Annotated in this window: 15 protein-coding genes and 1 tRNA gene; 7 read left to right on the top strand and 9 right to left on the bottom strand. The window is 72.1% G+C overall.

Annotation, left to right across the window (positions count from 1 at the left end):
- Positions 1-4: 4 nt before the first annotated feature.
- Positions 5-1,111 (bottom strand): CDP-alcohol phosphatidyltransferase family protein, encoded by a 1,107-nt coding sequence (locus RM446_RS05520; protein ID WP_311544018.1) that lies wholly within the window; start codon positions 1,109-1,111, stop codon positions 5-7.
- A 373-nt stretch (positions 1,112-1,484) separates the two neighbouring features.
- Between RM446_RS05520 and bcp the strand changes: the two genes are divergently transcribed.
- Both bcp and RM446_RS05510 read left to right on the top strand, forming a co-directional pair.
- Positions 1,485-1,982: a thioredoxin-dependent thiol peroxidase gene (gene bcp / locus RM446_RS05515; RefSeq protein ID WP_311544017.1), complete on the top strand. Its 498-nt coding sequence runs from the start codon at positions 1,485-1,487 to the stop codon at positions 1,980-1,982.
- A 238-nt stretch (positions 1,983-2,220) separates the two neighbouring features.
- Positions 2,221-2,294: transfer RNA gene (locus RM446_RS05510), tRNA-Leu, on the top strand.
- A 111-nt stretch (positions 2,295-2,405) separates the two neighbouring features.
- Here RM446_RS05510 and RM446_RS05505 read toward each other — a convergent pair.
- Positions 2,406-3,323: an alpha/beta fold hydrolase gene (locus RM446_RS05505; RefSeq protein WP_311544016.1), complete on the bottom strand. Its 918-nt coding sequence runs from the start codon at positions 3,321-3,323 to the stop codon at positions 2,406-2,408.
- Between the two features lie 80 nt (positions 3,324-3,403).
- Here RM446_RS05505 and RM446_RS05500 point away from each other — a divergent pair, with 80 nt between their 5' ends.
- The gene (locus RM446_RS05500; RefSeq protein ID WP_311544015.1) at positions 3,404-4,093 is read left to right on the top strand and encodes a TetR/AcrR family transcriptional regulator; all 690 of its coding nucleotides are present in this window, start codon (positions 3,404-3,406) and stop codon (positions 4,091-4,093) included.
- Between the two features lie 169 nt (positions 4,094-4,262).
- On the opposite strand, the gene RM446_RS05495 is transcribed toward RM446_RS05500, so the two are convergent.
- From RM446_RS05495 to RM446_RS05465, 7 genes are all read right to left on the bottom strand, one after another.
- Positions 4,263-5,693, bottom strand: a complete 1,431-nt coding sequence (locus tag RM446_RS05495; RefSeq protein WP_398694517.1) for a serine/threonine-protein kinase — start codon at positions 5,691-5,693, stop codon at positions 4,263-4,265.
- A gap of 267 nt (positions 5,694-5,960) precedes the next feature.
- Entirely contained in the window at positions 5,961-7,307 is a 1,347-nt protein-coding gene (locus RM446_RS05490; RefSeq protein WP_311544014.1) for a M16 family metallopeptidase, read from the bottom strand.
- A gap of 102 nt (positions 7,308-7,409) precedes the next feature.
- On the bottom strand, positions 7,410-8,714 hold the full coding sequence (locus tag RM446_RS05485; protein ID WP_311544013.1) for a M16 family metallopeptidase: 1,305 nt from the start codon (positions 8,712-8,714) through the stop codon (positions 7,410-7,412).
- A 207-nt stretch (positions 8,715-8,921) separates the two neighbouring features.
- Complete coding sequence (locus RM446_RS05480; protein WP_311544012.1) at positions 8,922-9,566, bottom strand: class I SAM-dependent methyltransferase; 645 nt, start codon at positions 9,564-9,566, stop codon at positions 8,922-8,924.
- A gap of 92 nt (positions 9,567-9,658) precedes the next feature.
- Entirely contained in the window at positions 9,659-10,837 is a 1,179-nt protein-coding gene (locus RM446_RS05475) for a pyridoxal phosphate-dependent aminotransferase (RefSeq protein WP_311544011.1), read from the bottom strand.
- Positions 10,838-10,907: 70 nt separating this feature from the next.
- A complete protein-coding gene (locus RM446_RS05470) occupies positions 10,908-11,282 on the bottom strand; it encodes a BlaI/MecI/CopY family transcriptional regulator (RefSeq protein ID WP_311544010.1) in 375 nt (124 codons plus the stop codon).
- 176 nt (positions 11,283-11,458) lie between these two features.
- Entirely contained in the window at positions 11,459-12,358 is a 900-nt protein-coding gene (locus RM446_RS05465) for an SDR family NAD(P)-dependent oxidoreductase (protein WP_311544009.1), read from the bottom strand.
- Between the two features lie 757 nt (positions 12,359-13,115).
- Here RM446_RS05465 and RM446_RS05460 point away from each other — a divergent pair.
- The 4 genes from RM446_RS05460 (at position 13,116) to RM446_RS05445 (ending at position 19,177) form a co-directional block, all read left to right on the top strand.
- The gene (locus RM446_RS05460) at positions 13,116-16,808 is read left to right on the top strand and encodes a multifunctional oxoglutarate decarboxylase/oxoglutarate dehydrogenase thiamine pyrophosphate-binding subunit/dihydrolipoyllysine-residue succinyltransferase subunit (protein WP_311544008.1); all 3,693 of its coding nucleotides are present in this window, start codon (positions 13,116-13,118) and stop codon (positions 16,806-16,808) included.
- 4 nt (positions 16,809-16,812) lie between these two features.
- Positions 16,813-16,989, top strand: a complete 177-nt coding sequence (locus tag RM446_RS05455; protein ID WP_311544007.1) for a DUF6104 family protein — start codon at positions 16,813-16,815, stop codon at positions 16,987-16,989.
- Positions 16,990-17,201: 212 nt separating this feature from the next.
- Entirely contained in the window at positions 17,202-18,059 is an 858-nt protein-coding gene (locus tag RM446_RS05450; protein ID WP_311544006.1) for a DUF4097 family beta strand repeat-containing protein, read from the top strand.
- A complete protein-coding gene (locus tag RM446_RS05445) occupies positions 18,056-19,177 on the top strand; it encodes a PadR family transcriptional regulator (protein ID WP_311544005.1) in 1,122 nt (373 codons plus the stop codon). The genes RM446_RS05450 and RM446_RS05445 overlap by 4 nt, the downstream gene beginning before the upstream one ends.
- Positions 19,178-19,289 lie beyond the last annotated feature (112 nt).

Genomic DNA, 19,289 nt, shown 5'->3' with positions numbered 1-19,289 from the left:
TCCGCTATCGCAGCGTCGCCTGGGACGGGCCGGGGGCCGGGCCCGGCTGGGCGCCGGTGACCGCGTCGCCAGGGGCGGGCGGGAGGCCCAAGGCGCCTTCGATACCGTCCACTACGCGGAAGAAGTCCCGCGTGGACAACCACAGTTTATAGACCAGGGCCGCCTCGAAAGCGAGTAGTGAAACACCCGCTGCTACGACGAACCAGGCCATTCCGGACGTGGAGAACACAGCCACGAGGGGTGCGATCACGAACGCCGCGACCTGGAACTCGATCCCGCTCACCAGGTGGGTGCGGATGCGCCGCGCCCGCAGGAAGTCCCAGAACCGCTGGTACCAGGGGAACCGGGTGCGGAACTCCTGGTGCAGGTCGACGCGCGGCAGGCGCACATCGGGGTGCTTTCCCGCATCGCGGTCGTAGCGGCTCTCGCTCTCGGTCTGGGTCTGCAGTATGTGCTCCAGCACCGAGATCCCGTGGCGCAGCACCGCCTGCTCGCCCTGGTCGCTCAACGGTCGGCCGTCCCGGCTCGACGCGATGCCGTCCGCGCCGGACTCGGCGTCCTCCTCGGGCTCCAGCATCGAGAGCGTCGCCCGTGCGCGCTCAAGCGCCGCCGCAAGGCGCGAGCGCATCTCCCGGCGCACCGTGTAGACCTGCAGCGCGTTGAGGTAGCGCAGCATGTCGACGAAGACCACGGCCAGCGCGAGCCAGACGAAGCCGACCTGACCGGTCAGCACGTACTGTCCGCCCATCAGCGCGATGGCGCAGACCAGCACCCGGAACCGGTCGAAGACGTAGTCCATCCAGGAGCCGAACAGGCTCTCCCGGTCGGCGAGGCGGGCGAGCTTGCCGTCCATGCAGTCGACGAGGAAGCACAGGTAGTACAGCACCGCGCCCAGAAGGAGGAACTGCCACTGCCCGACGGAGAACGCGGCGGCCGCGCCGAGGCCGAGGAACAAGGCGGTGACGGTGAGCTGGTTGGGAGTGATCGAGGTGCGGTTGGCGACGAAGCGCACCGCCGGAACCGCGATGGGGTCGACCAGCCACACCGTCCACCAGGAGTCGCGCGCCCGCAGCGTGCGCTCCTTGACCTCGTCCAAAGTGAAACCAGTCATCGTCGGTTCGAACTCCCACACGCGAGCGGATGTGCTCCTACCCCAGCGAACGCCGGCCGAGCCCGCGCGGCCCGGGGTGTGCCGCACGAGTCTACGCAGCAGAGGCGGCCCATGGGGGATCCACCGAGTGCGCAGGTGCCGACCACCATAGGGGATGACCGGCAGCGCCGGTCACGGTCGCCGACGCGGGCGCCGTTTCGGGGAGGGCCGCCCTGCGCCTCGGCGGCCCGGGCCCGGGCCGCCGCCCGCCCCCGGACGACACCATAGGCTGGAGTCGCCTACGCGGCGGCTTCGCCGACCTGGCGGCCGCACGGCCGGTTTCCCACCGGGCCCGCAGGCGAACAGGGAGCCAAGCAGAGGAGCAAGGAGAACAGTGAGCGAGTCCAGCGAGTCGACCGCCCGGCTGCGCCCGGGCGACCCCGCGCCCGAGTTCACCCTCACCGCCGCCGACGGCTCCGACGTCGGCCTCGGCGAGGTGCTCGCCGCCGGCGGCAAGCGCGTGGTGCTGTACTTCTACCCGGCCGCCATGACGCCCGGCTGCACGACCGAGGCCTGCGACTTCCGCGACAACCTGCGCGAGCTCGAGGACGCGGGCGTCACCGTCCTCGGCGTGTCACCCGACAGCCCCGAGAAGCTCGCGCGGTTCCGCGAGCAGGAGGGCCTGACCTTCCCCCTGCTGAGCGACCCCGGCAAGGAGGTCCTGAGGGCCTACGGCGCCTTCGGGGAGAAGAAGAACTACGGCAGGGTCGTGCAGGGCGTGATCCGCTCAACCTTCGTCATCGACCCTGACGGCACCGTGGCCAAGGCCTTCTACAACGTGAAGGCCACCGGCCACGTCGAGCGAGTCAAGCGCGAGCTGGGCCTGGCCTGAGCGCCCGCGGGGACCGGCCGCCGCGGGCCACCCCCGCGATCGGGTGGCCCGCACGCCCGCGAGCGGTGCGCCGCGGCTCCGTGCACCGCGGTCCGTCCGGCCGGAGCCTTCCTTCCCCGCCCGGTCGGCGCCGTCCGGCCCGACCCACTTGCGCTCGGGCTCGGCCGGTGCCACCCTCACTCAGACGGTCGACTCGCCCGCTCCGCCCCCGGGCGCCCGCGCGCGAGACCGCCGCCTCGGGGCCGTAGCCCAACGGCAGGAGGCAGCAGGTTTAGGACCTGTACAGTGCGGGTTCGAATCCCGCCGGCCCCACTCACGTCGAGAAGACGAACCGCCCGCACGCGTCCTGAGCGGCCGCCGACCGCACATTCGCGCCGGTGCGTCCGAGTATCCGTTCGGAGTCGGGATCGGCCGCGTGCGGGATCATCGCGGGCCGGGCGAGTCGGCGCCCGCGGCCAACCGGCGCATTTCGGCGGCGACGGTGCCCCACACGGGCGAAGGGATGTCGTGGCCGACCCCCGGCAGGGTGACCAGCCGAGAGCCGGGGATGCGGGATGCGATGGCGCGGGCCGCGCTCTGCCGGATCAGGGGGTCGCCGCTCCCGTGCAGCACCAGGGTGGGCGCAGCGATCGTACTGATCGCCGGACCATGCCATTGGGCGCCGATCTGGCGGCTCTGCGCCCGGGTGTCGCGAGCGCCGGCGTCGGCGAGGCGTTCGGCGCTTGCGCGCGCCTCCGCCTCGTCGAAGGGGTAGCCGGGCGAGGCGCAGAACCGGGCGACCGCGAGGCCGGCCTGGATGCTGCCCTCCTCTGTGTCGGGGAACGTCATGCGACTGAGCCTGGCGAGCGCGGTCGGGCGGACGTAGCGCAGGGCTCGCAGCCCCGCCGCATCTCCGGGAACCGCCGACATCGTGGTCAGGGTACGGACACGGTCAGGATGGCGGACGGCGACACGTTGCGCCACGGCGCCCCCGAGTGACGCGCCGAACAGATGCGCCGACTCCCACCCCAGTGCGTCCAGCACGGCGACGGCGTCGTCGGCCATGTCCTCGGCCGTATAGGCCCCGCCGCGCCTTGCTGCCAAAGCGGTGAACGGCAGGCGGGTCTGCGTGGGTGGCACGTGTGTCGAGTCGCCGGCATCGCGCTGGTCGTAGCGGGCGACCGCGAACGCGTGTTCGGAAAGTGTCCGGCACAGCCCGTCAGGCCACCACGCCCGACTGACTCCGAGGCCCATGACGAGCAGCAGCGGCTCCCCGCCTCCCCCGTCGGCCAGCTCGTCGAAGGCCAGCCGAACCTTCCCGTTCTGCGCCCAACGGGTGCGGGTCCACAGCTGTGGGCTCATACCTGCTCCTCCAAATACTGCGATCGCTGTTCTCAGTAATAGACTACTGATGCGACGCGGCAGGGAGAAACGAGGGGCCGGTGGCCGACGAATCGATGACCGTATGGGAGCGCCCCGAACGGGGCACGCGCGGCCCTGCGCCTGAACGCACCCGCGCCCAGATCACCGCCGCCGCGATCGAGCTGGCCGACGCGAACGGCCTGAGGGCGGTATCCATGCGTCAGGTCGCCAAGCAGTTGGGCACCGGGCCGGCATCCCTGTACCGCTATGTCGCCACCCGCGACGACCTCCTCGATCTCATGGCCGACGCCGTGGCCGGAGAGATCGACCTCGGTGCCCCTCTCAGCGGCGACCCCGTCGAGGATCTGGCCGTCCTGGCGGGCAGCGCGAAGCGGGTGCACCTGCGCCACCCCTGGCTTCTCCACCTGCCCAGCGAGCCGCGGCTCGGCCCCAACGGGATGGACTACCTCGAACACGCGCTGCGCGCGCTGGCACCGTCATCGTTGCCCTACCCGGCCCAGATGGAGACCGTCGGACTGCTGAACGGGCTGGTGACCCTGTTCGCCCGCACCGAGCTGCACCGGCTGAGCTCGCCCACCGATCCGCAACGCGCCCACGCCACCTCCCTGGCAGCGAACGCGACCGAGGAGCGCCACCCCCGCATTGTGGCCGCACTGGCAAAGGCTTCCGACACCGATGCACACCAAGACACCCATGCCCTCTTCGAGCGGATGGTGCGCCGCGTACTCACCGGTCTCATCCCCGGGTGAGTCGAAGGCTCTGCGCGCCGAAGGCGGACGCGGGGTGCGCACCGCCGGCGCGCACAAACCGTCGATCTTGTAGCTATCGTGAGGGGAAATCGTTTTCCTTCACGATAGCTACAAGATCGACGGGGGTGTGGTTCTCCTCTGCGGCTCCGGCACCACCGGGCCCCCGCCGCTAGGTGCGGAAGAGCAGCGCCCAGAGGACGATGCCGAGCAGCAGCAGCACACCCGCGATCACCGCCAGCACCACCGGCAGCGAACTGCCCTCGCGGTGCTTGCCCGAGCTGGTCAGCCCGAGGGTGTCGGTGGAGTCGCGGATCGAGGTCAGCAGGTGGCCGACCGACTCGGGCCGGTGGCGCTGTATGCGCTCGTGCAGGTGGGTCACGGAGTCGGAGACCTGGTCCTGCAGGTCGGAGACCGACTCCTGGAACGAGTTGCGCAGCAGGTGGGCACCCTGGCGGAAGTGCTCGCGCGCCGACTCCGCCTCGTCGTCCTCGGAGGCTCCGCCGTCCTCGGCCGCGGGAGATTCGCCCTCCTCGTCGGCCTCGTCGGCCTCACCGCCGGTGAAGGAGGACGGCGCGCCCGCCCCGCCGCCGCGGTCGCCCCCGCCCTCGCGGGCGTCTTCGCGCGCCGGGCGCGGGACGACCGGCTGGGCGCCGGTCGCGGCGGTCTTGGCAGCGGTCTCGGGGCTGGTCTCGGGCGCCCAGGGCGCGAGCGCGGCGATGCGCAGCATCTTGGTCGCGTTGTCGGCCGTGAGGCGGTCGCCCGGCTGGACGTGCAGCAGCCCGGCCAGGACCGGGGCCAGCGGGCCGGCGTTCTGCGCCGTTGGCGGGTCGTCCAGGTCGGCGCCCTTGAGGATGCGGATGTAGCCCTTGCGGTCGTAGGGCGGGTGGCCTTCGACGGCGGCGTATAGCGTGGCGCCCAGCGACCACAGGTCGGACTCCGGCCCGACCGGGCCCGCCTTCGCGCGCTCGGGCGGAATGTAGGAGGGCGAGCCGATGATGCGGCCGGAACTGGTCAGCGCGGACTCGCCGGTCCAGGCGGCCAGCCCGAAGTCGGTCAGCACGACCCGGCCGTCCTCGCTGATCATCACGTTCTCGGGCTTGACGTCGCGGTGCACGATGCCGTCGTCGTGGGCGACCCTCAGCGCGTCGATCAGCTGCAGGCCGATCTCGGCGACGCGCTGGTAGGGGAGCGGACCGGCGACGTCGATGATGCTCGCGAGCGTGCGCGCGTCGATGTACTCCATGACGATCCACGGGCGGTCGTCCTCGTCGACGACGTCGAGCACGGTGACCACGCCGGGGTGGGCGAGCCGGGCCGCCACGCGGGCCTCGCGTGTGGTGCGCTGGAGCAGGCCGTCGCGCTCGGCGGCGCTGAGGTCGTCGGGCAGGCGCAGCTCCTTGACCGCCACCCGGCGGTCGAGCACCAGGTCGGTCGCGCGCCAGACGGTGCCCACACCGCCGCGGGCGATCTCGTCGACGAGCTCGTAGCGCCCCTTCAGCACGCGGCGCGGAGTTCCGGTGTCGACGGCCGCCGCGGCCGAGTTCACCTCAGCGCTCTCGGGCCGCTCCGCTTCGGGCTTCTCTATGGAGGACACGGTCAATCAACGAGTCTCATCACGGCCACGCTGGCCTCCTGCGGGCTCTTTGGGTCGCATCGAACGGCACGGGTCCCCCGCGCCACACGTGCACGGATCATCGTTTATACCAGGCATTGCCGACGTCCAAGCAGGTGGTTGCCGGATCAGCGTCGTTTAGGTTCGGTTTTGTTATGTCCTCGCCAAGGGACTCCATGCAGGTTTTCTACCGTTCTTACCAACAGTCACGGTCGGTACACAGGAGTCGCCCGGGCAGGCCGGGGCCGCCTCCGGTCAGCTCCAGAGCGCCTCGGGGTCGCGCACGGTCACCGGACCCGCGCCCGCCTCGCTCAGCGGACCTTCCAGCCGCTTGGCGTCGCCGGCGATCACGGTCACCATCTCGCTCGGGCGCAGGTACTCCTGCGCGGCCCGGGCGAGGTCGTCGGCGGTGAGTGCCTCGAAGCCGGCCCGCAGGCGGTCGATGTGGTCCTCGGGCAGGCCGTGCACGACCATCTCGACCAGGGCCCCGGCCAGGCTGCGCGCCGTGGAGTAGGTCACCGGCAGCCCTACCGTGTTGGACTCGCGCACCGCCGACAGCTCCCCCTCGGTGACGCCGTCGCTGCGCAGCCGCTCGATCTCGGCCAGCGACGCGGTCAGCGAGTGCGCCGTGGTCTCGGTGTCGACCTGGGTGCTGATCAGGAACACCCCGCCGTCCCGGCGCAGGTCGAAGCGGCAGCCCGCACCGTAGGTGTAGCCCAGCCGCTCGCGCAGCTCCAGGTTCAGCCGCGAGGTGAACATGCCGCCCAGCACGTCGCTGACGCCGTCGGCGCGCGGCAGGTCGACCTGCGAGCGCGCGGGCGCGCGGTGGGCCATCAGCAGCGCCGACTGGACCGAGTCGGGCCGGTCGAGGACCACCACGCGCGGAAGCTCGCCCGGCGCCGGCCCCGGCGCGGTCGGCTCGGTGCCCTGCGCGGAGCCGGCCCCGCCGAAAACGGCCGAGCCCAGCTCCTCCAGGTCCACTCCGGACAGGTCGCCCACGACGACCAGCGTGCCCGCCACGCCCGCGACGGCGGAGGCGTGGAAGTCGCGGACCGTCTGGGGGTCGACGCTCTTCAAGCGCTCGGGCGCGCCGCTGAGCGGGGTTGCGTAGCGTCCGGTGAACAGCTGCCCGCCGACGGCGCGGGCGGCCAGCGTCGAGGGCACCGAGGCGTCCAGCCAGAAGCGCTCCAGGATCTGGTCGCGGCGGCGCAGTACGTCCTCGTCGCGCAGCGCGGGGCTGCGCACCGCCTCGGCGAGCAGTGCGGTGGCGTCCTTGAGCCGGTTCGCCGGAGCGTCCACGCCGGTGATGAAGCCGTCCCAGGTGACACGCGAGACCCACTCGGCGCCGTGGCGCTCCAATGCGGGGGCCAGTGAGCTGTTGCCGTGGACGCCGTCCTCCAGCGCCTCGTTGGTGAGCGCGGCCACGCCCATGCTCTGCGGCGGCTCCGCGGCACCCCCGGACGGGTGGACCAGGCGGACCGAGGCGAAGGCCTGGCCGGGGACGTCGATGGCGACGACGGTGCCGCCCCCCACGGTCAGGCGTCGCGGCTTCGGGAACGTGTAGGGCTTCGGGGCACCGAGCTCCGGGCGGGTCTGCAGCATGCGGGTAACGACTCTCTCGTGTAGCGGACGAAGGCGCCGGCGGGCGGACCGGACGGACGTGGCCCGGTGTGCGGCGCCGCGCGGCGGCGCACACCGCGGTGGTCAGGCCGCGGGCTCGGCCGCGGGCTCGGGGTCGAAGCGGACCGACAGCCTGTTCTCGGGCACCAGCAGCCGCTTGGCCAGGTCGACGACGTCCTCGGCGGTCACGGAGTTCCAGCGCTGGGGCCAGGTGAAGGCGAGCTCGGGGTCGCCGAACAGCTGGGTGCTGGCGCCGATGGTGTCGGCGAGCCCGCTGGGGTGCGACAGCGCCTGCATGTGGTCGCGCTCCAGCACGGCGCGGGCGCGCTCCAGCTCCTCGTCGGAGACGCCCTCGGCGAGGGTGCCGATCTCCTCGATCATGGCGGCCTCCAGCTCGTCGCCGCTCACGCCCTCGCGCGCGATCATGTTGGCGAGCATCAGGCTGGAGGTGTAGCGGAACGGCAGCAGGTCGGCGGCGGCGCCGCCGTCGTCGGCGGCCAGGCCCCGTTCCAGCACCAGGCGGCGGTAGAGCCGGCTGCCCTGGCCCTGGCCCAGGACCGCCGAAGCCAGGTGCATCACGTCGAAGTCGCGCTCGCCGTAGGGGCCGACGCGGAAGCCCAGGAAGACCCCGGGCGCCGGAACGGTCTCGGTCACGCGCTCGGCGACCGGCCCGCCGATCAGGCCGGTGAGCGCCGCGTCGGGCGCCTCGGCCGTCGCGGGGCGCGCCGGGATCGCGCCGAAGTAGCGCTCGACCCGGTCGCGCACGTCCTGCGGGTCGAGATTGCTCACGACCGTCAGCACGGCGTTGTCGGGGCCGTAGTGGCGCCGGTGGAAGTCGAGCACGTAGTCCAGGTCCGCGGCGTCCAGGTCGGCCATGGAGCCGATGGTCGCGTGATGGTAGGGGTGGCCCTCGGGGTAGGCCAGCCGCAGGATGCGCTCCAGCGCGGTGCCGTAGGGCTGGTTGTCGTAGCGCTGGCGCCGCTCGTTCTTCACGACGTCGCGCTGGTTGTCCAGCACCTCCTGGGACATGCCGTCGCGCAGCGTGGCCAGGCGGTCGGCCTCCAGCCACAGCACGAGGTCCAGCGCGTGCTCGGGCACGGTTTCGTAGTAGTTGGTGCGGTCGGTGGACGTGGAGGCGTTGATGTCGCCGCCGAGCCGCTCGACGGCGTCGAAGTGCTCGCCCTTGGCGACGTTGCCGCTGCCCTGGAACATCAGGTGCTCGAAGAGGTGGGCGAAGCCGGTGCGCCCGGGCACCTCGAAGCGGGACCCGATTCCGTACCACAGGTTGACGGCGGCCACCTGGGGCGTCGACGCCGGTGCGGTCACCAGGCGTAGTCCGTTGTCCAGCGTGAATTGGTCGACCCGTCGCGCCGCGCCGTTGGTGGTCACCTGTTCCTGCACCCCTTGCCCGCACGTCGTTGAACTGCGTTCTCGTCTGTGCCAGAGCCTATGTGCTCGGGCACGTCCGCCGATACAGAAGGCCGGAGGAATCGGGGTTCCGGCCGCGACCGGAACCGCCGGGGTGTCGGGGTGTCACCGGCCGTCCGGGGCGCGGACCGGTCCGCGTCCGGGACGGCCGCCCGCAAACGCGCGACGCTAGGCGACGCGCTTGAGCAGGCGCAGGGAGCCCTGCGCGCCGGTCTCGGCGAACGCGCCGCTGTCCAGTGCGCGGCGGTAGACGTCGTAGGGCGGCCGGCCGCCGTCGGCGGGGTCGGGGAAGACGTCGTGGATGGCCAGCGCGCCGCCCGGGGCCAGGTGCGGGGTCCAGCACTCGTAGTCGGTCCGGGCGGCCTCCTCGGTGTGGCCGCCGTCGATGAAGAGCATGCCCAGCGGCGCCGACCACAGCCGCGCGACGTCGGCCGACCGCCCCACCACCGCGACGACGTGGTCCTCCAGGCCCGCGGCCGCCATGGTGCGGCGGAATTCGCGCAGCGTGTCGAGCCGGCCGGTGACCGGGTCGACCAGGCCGGGGTCGTGGTATTCCCAGCCCTGCTGGTGCTCCTCGGAGCCGTGATGGTGGTCGACGGTCACGACCGTGCCGCCCGCCTGCCGCGCGGCCGCGCCCAGAAAGACCGCGGACTTGCCGCAGTAGGTGCCGATCTCCAGCACCGGGCCGAGGGGCGCGTGAGCGAGCGCCGCTGCGTGCAGCGCCAGCCCTTCGCCGGTGGGCATGAAGCCCTTGGCGGCCTCGGCCGCGCGGAGCGCGTCGGCCGGCATGCCCGCTGGCGCGGTCGTGGTCACGGATGCCTCCCGGAGTCGTCGGCGCTGTTCGGCTGCGGAACCGGGCGTGTCGCGGCCGCCGCGTCGGGTGTCCGCGCGCGCCCGCCCCCGGTTCAGCGTCCGAACGCGGCGGTCAGGCGCTCGACGGCGGTGTCGAGCACCTCGTCGCGCTTGCAGAATGCGAACCGCACGAGGTGGCGGCCCTCGTCGGTGTTGTCGTAGAGGACCTGCGCCGGAACGGCCGCGACGCCGGCCGTGTGCGGCAGCGAGCGGGCCAGCTCGATGCCGTCGCTGTAGCCGAGCGGGCGGATGTCGGTGATGACGAAGTAGGTGCCCTGGGGCCGCAGGACCTCCAGGCCCGCCGTGCGCAGCCCTTCGCACAGCCGGTCGCGCTTGGCCTGCAGCGCGTCCCGCTGGCGCAGCACCCATTCGCCCTCGTCGCGCAGCGCCTCGGCCACGGCCAGCTGGAGAGCGCCGTTGGCGGTGAAGGTGAGGAACTGGTTGACGGTGCGGGCCGCGCGCACCAGCGGCTCCGGCCCCATGACCCAGCCGGTCTTCCACGCGGTGACCGAGAACGTCTTGCCGACCGACGAAACCGCCAGCGTGCGCTCGGCCATGCCGGGCAGGGTCGAGAGCGGGATGTGCTCGGCACCGTCGTAGACCAGGTGCTCGTAGACCTCGTCGGTGAGGGCGATCAGGTCGTTCTCCCGGCACACCCGGGCGATCTCCGACAGCTCCTCGCGAGTGAACACGGTGCCGGTGGGGTTGTGCGGCGTGTTCACGACGATCATGCGGGTGCGCGGGCCGACGGCCGCGCGCAGCTCGGCCGGGTCGAAGGTGAACCGGCCGTCGGCGGAGGGGTCGGGCCGCAGGGTGACGGGGCGGCGCACCCCGCCGGCGAGCGCGATCACCGCGGCGTAGGAGTCGTACATCGGCTCGAAGACCACGACCTCGTCGCCGGCTTCGACGAGGCCCAGCACGCCCGAGGCGATGCCTGCGGTGGCGCCGACGGTGATGTAGACCTCGGCGGCTGGATCGAGCTCGATCCCGTAGCGCCGCTTGCGGTCGGCGGCGACGGCTGCACGCAGCTCGGGGCGACCGGGACCGGGCGGGTACTGGTTGACGCCTTCGCGGATGTGCCGCGCGGCGGCCTCCAGCAGGGAGGGCGGCCCGTCCGTGTCGGGGAATCCCTGCCCGAGGTTGACGGCTCCGGTCTCGGTGGCCAGGCGGCTCATCTCGGCGAAGACGGTCTCGCCGAACGGGCGCATGCGCGTGACAAGGGGTTCGTCCACACGGGGCAGCATAGACGCCGGTCCGCGGGGCGCTCACGGCCCGGGGTCGCCCCGTGCGCCCCGCTGCGGGTCACAGGGCCCGGGTGCGCTGGGCGCGGACCTCGCTGACCACGTCGCACAGGCGGGCCATGTCCTCGTCGCTGAAACCCTCGACGAAGCGCAGCATGGTGGTTCCCGGGTCGCCGCAGCCGCTGAACACCTCGCTCATCACCCGCGCGGTGTGCTCCTCGCGGGACTCCCGCGGCCAGTAGAGCCAGGCGCGCCCGGCCTTCTCCCGCTCCAGCAGGCCCTTGTGGTACAGGATGTTGGTGACCGTCATCACGGTCGTGTAGGCGACGTCGCGGTCGTAGTCCATGGACTCGCGGACGTCGCGGACGGCCAGCGGGCGGTCCGACCGCCACAGCGCGTCCATGATGGCGGCCTCCAGTTCGCCGAACTCCCTCATCGCCACCCTCCCGGCTCCGTTCCGCCATGGTAGAAGCGCCGGAGGCGGCCGCGCGGGCAAACGGCGAGCCGCGTACCGATACGGGCCCGCGGCCCGCGTCGGAGCGCCGATAGCGGTTCGCACGCGCCTTGGCGCCACCGTTTCGCCGGGGAGGGGCGCCGCTTCGGGGCGGCGGCTCAGCCACCGCCGCGCATGTGGATGCGCGCCTGCTCGCTGAAGTCGCGCGGGATGACATAGGGCCGCTCGGCGTTGACGTCGGGCCAGATGTCGCGCAGGTCCTCGGCGCTGCCCCCGCCCAACTCGGCTCCGGGCCCCTCGGCCAGAAAGATCCGGGCGACGCGCCCGCCGCCCACGGAGTAGACCTCGCCGGAGGTCTCGCAGTCCTCGTGGGCCAGCCACACCACCGCCTGGCTGACGCGCTCCGGCGCCAGCAGCTCCTTCGGGCCCTCGGGGAGCACTCCTTCGGTCTGGGGCGTGCGCGCCAGCGGGGCGACGGCGTTGGCGGTGATGTCGTACTTGGCGCCCTCGATTGCCACGGTCTTGGTGAGGCCGAGGACGCCCATCTTGGCCGCGGCGAAGTTGCTCTGCCCGAAGTTGCCGAACAGCCCGGAGGGCGAAGCGGTGTTGACGATGCGGCCGTAGCCGTTGCCGCGCATGTAGCCGAAGGCGGCGCGGGTCACGAGGAAGGTGCCGCGCAGGTGCACGGCGACCACCGCGTCCCACTCGGCGACGCCGATGTTGCGGAAGGCGCGGTCGCGGAGGATGCCCGCGCTGTTGACGACGACGTCGACGCGCCTGTAGGTGTCCACGGCGGTCTCGACCAGCGAGCGGGCGCCCTCTTCGGCGGTGATGTCGTCGATGCTGACGCACGCGGTGCCGCCCTCGGAGCGGATCAGCTCGGCGGTCTCCTCGGCCGCCGCGACCGGGTCGGCGCCGGGGTCGTCGGCTCCGGTGCCGGCGTTCTCGCTGACCACCACCTTGGCGCCGCGTGCCGCGAGTCCGAGGGCGTGGGCGCGGCCCAGGCCGTGCCCGGCGCCGGTGACGATCGCGACGCGCCCGTCGAACCGCAACTCCATAGCCGCTCGTCCCCCCACAGTCGGTGTGCGGCGCGGCGGGCCGGTCCCGCTCGTTCGCGGACCGCCGCCCCGCCCAAGGCTTCCGGGTCTCCTACCCGCTTGCGGGCCGGCCTCCCGCAGGCGCACCGCCCAACGCCCGATCGTGCCGTACTCCGGTGCCGTGCGGGAGGCGTACACACCGCGCGCCCGCGCGGCCCGGGAAGCACCGTGCGCGGCCCGGACCTGCTCCGTCTCCCGGCGAAACCCCCGTGTTCCGCCGGGGCCGGGACCAGCCGTCCTGTCCGGACCGCGCACACCACGTGAGACGCCGGTCCGCTGATTCCGGTTCCGGGCGATTCCCCGTCCGCGCCGGGATTGGGCGCGGCCGCGAGCGGGCATGGTGAGCGGCGCACGCCGGCCGATTCCGATCCACCGCCTCCTCCCGACCGCGTCTCGCCGGTCCGCGAACCGCCTCGCGCGCGCCGTGCCGCCGCGCGCCCGCCGTCGCCCCGACGGGCCTCCGGAACACGAAAACCGCAGGTCAGGTCAAGCGGACGCCATGACAGTGTGAATCATTGTTAGCAATCTCCCAGTCCGTTACCGGCCTCGGGTCCCCATCGGCGTGCCTGGACAGCTAGCCTGTTACCCGAGATTGCTGACCGGGCGTGTGCTCCGGCGGCTCCCAGCGAGCCGCTTCAAGTGCCGGCCCGCCCCGAGGAGCGGCCATCTCGCCATACACACATTCACAAGCGAGCTGCGGAAGAGGGCGATCTCCGCCGTGTCGTCTGAGGCGTCTCAACCCCTGACAGATTTCGGCCCGAACGAGTGGTTGGTCGAGGAGCTCTACCAGAAGTACCTCGACGACCCGAACTCGGTTGACAAGGCATGGTGGAACTTCTTCGCCGACTACAAGTCCGGCGTTCCCCAGGCCAACGGAACGGGCAAGGGTGCAGCGGCCACGGGCACCCAGTCCGCTACCGCGGACTCGGCAACCACCAAGGGCGGCAAGTCCGCCGAGCCCAAGCGCGCGGCGTCCGCATCGGGCGACGGGAAGGGAAAGTCCGGGACCGGGCAGGACGCCGAGGGCGCGAAGCCCGTCGACGAGTCGCTCCAGGCCTCCGAGGAGCGGCTGCGCGGCGCGCCCGCGCGTACGGCCGCCAACATGGAGTCCAGCCTTGCGCTGCCCACCGCGACGAGCGTGCGCGCGGTGCCGGTCAAGCTGCTGTTCGACAACCGCATCGTGATCAACAACCACCTGCGGCGCGGGCGGGGCGGCAAGGTCTCCTTCACCCACATCATCGGCTACGCGATGGTGAAGGCGCTGGAGTCCCTGCCGGAGATGAACCACTCCTACGCGGAGGTCGACGGCAAGCCGGGCGTGTCCAAGCCCGAGCACGTCAACTTCGGGCTGGCGATCGACCTGCAGAAGTCCGACGGCACGCGGCAGCTGGTGGTACCCAGCATCAAGTCCGCCGACAACATGGACTTCAAGGAGTTCTGGACCGCCTACGAGGACCTGATCCGCAAGGCCCGCAACAACAAGCTGGGCGTGCCCGACTTCCAGGGCACCACCATCAGCCTGACCAACCCCGGCGGCATCGGCACCGTCCACTCGGTCCCGCGCCTGATGCCCGGCCAGGGCACCATCCTCGGCGTGGGCTCGATGGAGTACCCCGCCGAGTTCCAGGGCGCGGCTCCCGAGACGCTGAACAACCTCGCGGTCAGCAAGGTCATGACGCTCACGTCGACCTACGACCACCGCATCATCCAGGGCGCCCAGTCGGGGGAGTTCCTGCGCCGCATCCACCAGCTGCTGCTGGGCGAGGACGGCTTCTACGACGAGATCTTCCGGTCGCTGCGGCTGCCCTACGAGCCCGTGCGCTGGACCCAGGACATCTCGGCCGGCGAGAACCAGCTCGACAAGACCAGCCGCGTCCAGGAGCTCATCCACGCCTACCGCGTGCGCGGGCACCTGATGGCCGACACCGACCCGCTGGAGTACCACCAGCGCCGCCACCCCGACCTGGACATCCTCCAGCACGGCCTGACGCTGTGGGACCTGGAGCGCGCGTTCCCCACCGGCGGGTTCGGCGGCAAGCAGCTGATGAAGCTGCGCGACGTGCTGGGCGTTCTGCGCGACACCTACTGCCGCACCGTCGGCATCGAGTACATGCACATCCAGGATCCCGAGGAGCGCGAGTGGATCCAGGCGCATGTCGAGCGGGAGCACGAGAAGGTCAGCCGCGACGAGCAGCTGCACATCCTGCGCCGGCTGAACAACGCCGAGGCTTTCGAGACGTTCCTGCAGACCAAGTACGTCGGCCAGAAGCGGTTCTCGCTTGAGGGCGGGGAGTCCCTGATCCCGCTGCTGGACGGGGTTATCACCCGCGCCGCCAAGGCGGAGCTGGACGAGGTCGTCATCGGCATGGCCCACCGCGGCCGGCTGAACGTCCTCGCCAACATCTGCGGCAAGTCCTACGGGCAGATCTTCGGCGAGTTCGAGGGCAACCTCGACCCGCGCAGCGCCCACGGCTCCGGCGACGTCAAGTACCACCTGGGCACCGAGGGCACGTTCGAGACTCCCGACGGCGACAAGATCGCGATCTCGCTGGCGGCCAACCCGAGCCATTTGGAGACCGTGAACCCGGTCGCCGAGGGCATCGTGCGCGCCAAGCAGGACGTGCTGGACAAGGGCCCGCACGGGTTCACCGTGCTGCCGCTGCTGGTGCACGGCGACGCCGCCTTCGCCGGGCAGGGCGTGGTGGCCGAGACCCTCAACCTGTCGCAGCTGCGCGGCTACCGCACCGGCGGCACCGTGCACGTCATCGTCAACAACCAGGTCGGGTTCACCACCTCGCCGGCCGACAGCCGCTCCAGCGTCTACGCCACCGACGTGGCACGCATGGTGCAGGCGCCGATCTTCCACGTCAACGGCGACGACCCCGAGGCGGTCGTGCGGGTCGCCCAGCTGGCCTACGACTACCGACAGTCCTTCAACAAGGACGTCGTGATCGACCTGGTCTGCTACCGGCGGCGCGGCCACAACGAGACCGACAACCCGGCCTTCACCCAGCCGCTGATGTACGACGTGATCGACGCCAAGCGCTCCACGCGCAAGCTCTACACCGAGGCGCTGATCGGGCGCGGCGACATCACGATCGAAGAGGCCGAGCAGGCGCTGCGCGACTACCAGGAGCAGCTGGAGCGCGCCTTCACCGAGACCCGCGAGGCCGGCCGCAAGCCGATCGAGCCGGGCGCGGTGATCAAGCCCGAGGTGTTCGACGAGGGCCGCATCGACCACGCGTCGGTCGAGAGCGCCATCACCGGCGAGGTCGTCAAGCAGGTGGTCGACACCCAGGTGAGCCTGCCCGAGGGCTTCTTGCCGCATCCGCGACTCAAGCCGCAGCTGCAGCGCCGCGCCCAGATGGTCGAGGACGACGCGCTCGACTGGGCCACCGGCGAGATGCTGGCGTTCGGGTCGCTGCTGCTCGAGGAGCACCCCGTGCGCCTCGTCGGCCAGGACACCCGACGCGGCACCTTCGGCCAGCGGCACGCGGCGCTGGTCGACCGCGACTCCGGGCAGGTACACACCCCGCTGAAGCAGTTCGACAAGGGCACCTCGAAGTTCTACGTGCACGACTCGCTGCTCAGCGAGTACGCGGCGCTGGGCTTCGAGTACGGATACTCGGTGGTGCGCCCCGACGCGCTGGTGGCCTGGGAGGCCCAGTTCGGCGACTTCGTCAACGGCGCCCAGACCATCATCGACGAGTACATCAGCGCCAGCGAGCAGAAGTGGGGCCAGCGCTCCAGCGTGGTGCTGCTGCTGCCGCACGGCTACGAGGGCCAGGGGCCCGACCACTCCTCGGCGCGCATCGAGCGGTTCCTGCAGCAGTGCGCGCAGGAGAACATGACCGTGGCGCTGCCGACCACCCCGGCGAACTACTTCCACCTGCTGCGCTGGCAGGTGAAGTCGCAGTACCGCCGCCCGATGGTGGTCTTCACGACCAAGGTGATGCTGCGGCTGAAGGCAGCCACCTCGCCGGTCGCCGACTTCACCACGGGCGCGTTCCAGCCGATCATCCCCGACACCACGGGACTCGACCCGAAGAACGTGCGGCGCGTCGTTCTGTGCTCGGGCAAGATCTACTACGAGCTCGACGCCGCCCGGAAGCGCACCGGCGACACCAGCACGGCCCTGGTCCGGGTCGAGCGGCTCTACCCGCTGCCGACCGAGGAGATCCGCCAGATGCTCTCGGGCTACCCCGAGGCGGGCGAGGTGCTGTGGGTGCAGGAGGAGCCGGCGAACATGGGTCCGTGGCCGTTCGTGGCGCTGGTGTTCTCCGAGCAGCTCGACCGCCCCTTCACCCGGGTCTCGCGCCCGGCGGGCTCGGCCCCCGCGGCCGGCTCGGGCAAGCGGCACGAGGTCGAGCAGCAGGCGCTGATCAACACCGTCTTCCCGCCGGCGGACTGAGGCGATGTACTTCACCGACCGGGGCATCGAGGAGCTGGAGCGGCGGCGCGGCGAGGAGGAGGTCTCCCTCGCGTGGGTCGCCGACCAGCTGCGCGCCTTCACCGACCTCCACCCGGAGTTCGAGACCCCCGTCGAGCGGCTGGCCACCTGGTTGGCGCGGCTCGACGACGAGGACGACTAGGGCCCGCACCCCGCCGATCTTGTAGCCATCGTGAAGGAAAACGATTTCCATTTGCGATAGCTACAAGATCGGCGGTGCTGTGCCGGGGGCGCACCCCGAGTCCGCCCGGAGCCTCCCCGGACCCTCCCCCGGTATCTCACGACATATCTTGAACCGGGGGCACTCGCGACATATCGTGATTCCAACAGCGGTTCGAGCCGAAAGGTATCCCGATGGCGCGTTGGACCATCGACCAGCCGACGACACGCACTCTGGACGGAATCGTGGCACTGCGCGTCCGGATTATCGGCGGTCACGTCAACATCCTGCCCACCGACGACCCGGTGACGTTCGAGATCTCCGACCTCTCCGGGGGGCCCGTGCTGGCCACGCAGGAGGCCGGCATCCTCACCGTCACCTACGACGACCTCACCGGCAGCGGCCTGCTGGACCGGCTGCGCCCGGTGCAGCTGTCGGGCTACCGGGGCATGGCGCGCCGGTCGGCCACCGTCAGCCTGCAGGTGCCGCGCGACTGCCCCGTCGAGGTCACGACGCTCTCGGCCCCGGTCGTGGTGGCCGGGCTGAGCGGCAAGACCCAGGTCCGCACGGCCTCGGGCGACGTCACCCTGGACGGGCTCACCGGCGAGACCGAGACCAACACCGTCTCGGGCAACGTCGCGGCCCGCGACCTGCAGGGCAGCCTGCGGTTCCACACGGCCGGCGGCCAGGTCGCGGTGGCCGGGGGACGCCTGCACGACCTCTCCGGCAAGAGCGCGTCGGGCCCGTTCCTCGGCGACGTGGACGTGGCTCCCGCGGGCCGGGTCCGCCTGGGCTCGGTCTCCGGCGAGATCGCACTTCGGGTGCCGGCCGAGACGTCGGCTACCGCGGAACTGCGCTCGGCGACCGGCAAGTTGGACTCCGACTTCGCCCTGGAGCGCCGCGACCAGCGCGCCCGGGGCAGCCTCATCGGCAAGATCGGCAGCGGGGTCGATCCCGCCGGCATCACCGCCACGACCGTTTCGGGCGCTGTCTCGCTGCTGCGCCGCGATCCCGACGCCCCCGCAGCGATCCCGAGGGGGAACGACCAATGAGCACCATATTCGGCCACGGCCGCCTGCGGCTGTACCTGCTGAAACTGCTGGACGAGAGCCCGCGGCACGGCTACGAGATCATCAGCCTCCTGCGGGACCGCTTCCTGGGCGTCTACTCGCCCTCCCCCGGGACCATCTACCCGCGCCTGTCCCGCCTGGAGGAGGAGGGCCTGGTCACCCACGAGGAGGTCGACGGCCGCAAGGTCTACCGCCTCACCGACAAGGGCCGCGAGGAGCTGCACAGCCGCAGTGCCGACATCGACGACCTCGAACGCGAGATCACCGACTCGGTGCGCGACGTCGCCGAGGCCGTCCGCGAGGACGTGCGCCACACGATCAGCTCGCTGCGTGAGGAGCTGAAGGGCGGTGGCGCGGGCCGCAGGCCGCGCGGCGAGGGCGCCGACGGTGCCGGGGAGTCCGGAGCGGCCGGCGGCGGCGCGGGCTCGGCACGGGGCGGCGAGAACGCCGACGACCGAGAGGAAGCGTCCCGCGGCTCGCGGTGGACGCGCGACTGGGAGCGCTTCGCTCAGGGGTTCGGCGCCTGGGGCAAGCGCCCTGGCGAGCGGCCCGAGTTCGATCAGGCGCTGCGCGACTTCTCCGAACGCGTGCGCGACGTGGTGCGCGAGGCCGGCCAGGCCGGCGAGTCGGCGGCGCACGACCTGCGGCGGATCCTGGACGACACGTTCGAGACCATCCGCCGCGACGTCGGCAACTGGGGGCCGCAGGACAAGGCGGAGCGCGAGGAGGACGACCGCTGCCACGGCGGGTCCCCGGGGTCCTCGACCTGCGGCGGCACGGGCACGGCCGGCGACTCCGCCGGCGGCGCCGACACGGGTACCGACACCGGTACCGGGAAGGCCGGCGCGGCGTCCGGCTCCGCCGAGCCGGAACGGGGCGGGGCCTCCGGCGGCTCCGCGGGACCGGCGGACCCCTGGAGTACGGCGGTCGGCGGCCGGGGGGCGGCCGGCGGCGCCGACGCCGGCGAGCGGCCGGGAGCGCACGGACGGCACGAGGAGTCCTCCGACGAGCCGAACGAGGCCTCCGGCGGCACCGCCGACCCCTGGGGCACGGCGGTGAACGAGGACGGCGACCGCCGCGACGGCGGCTCCGCGTCCTGACCCCCGGCCCGGCTGCCGGACGGGTCCGGCGAAGGGGGCGTCCCCGCGCGCGGCGCGGGACGCCCCCCGCTCGCGCGCCGCGCGCGCGAGCCGCAGAGCGGACCCGCAACCG

The organism is Streptomonospora wellingtoniae (assembly GCF_031845375.1).
Classification (GTDB): Bacteria; Actinomycetota; Actinomycetes; order Streptosporangiales; family Streptosporangiaceae; genus Streptomonospora; species Streptomonospora wellingtoniae.
This window is presented reverse-complemented; position numbering and strand designations above follow the sequence as displayed.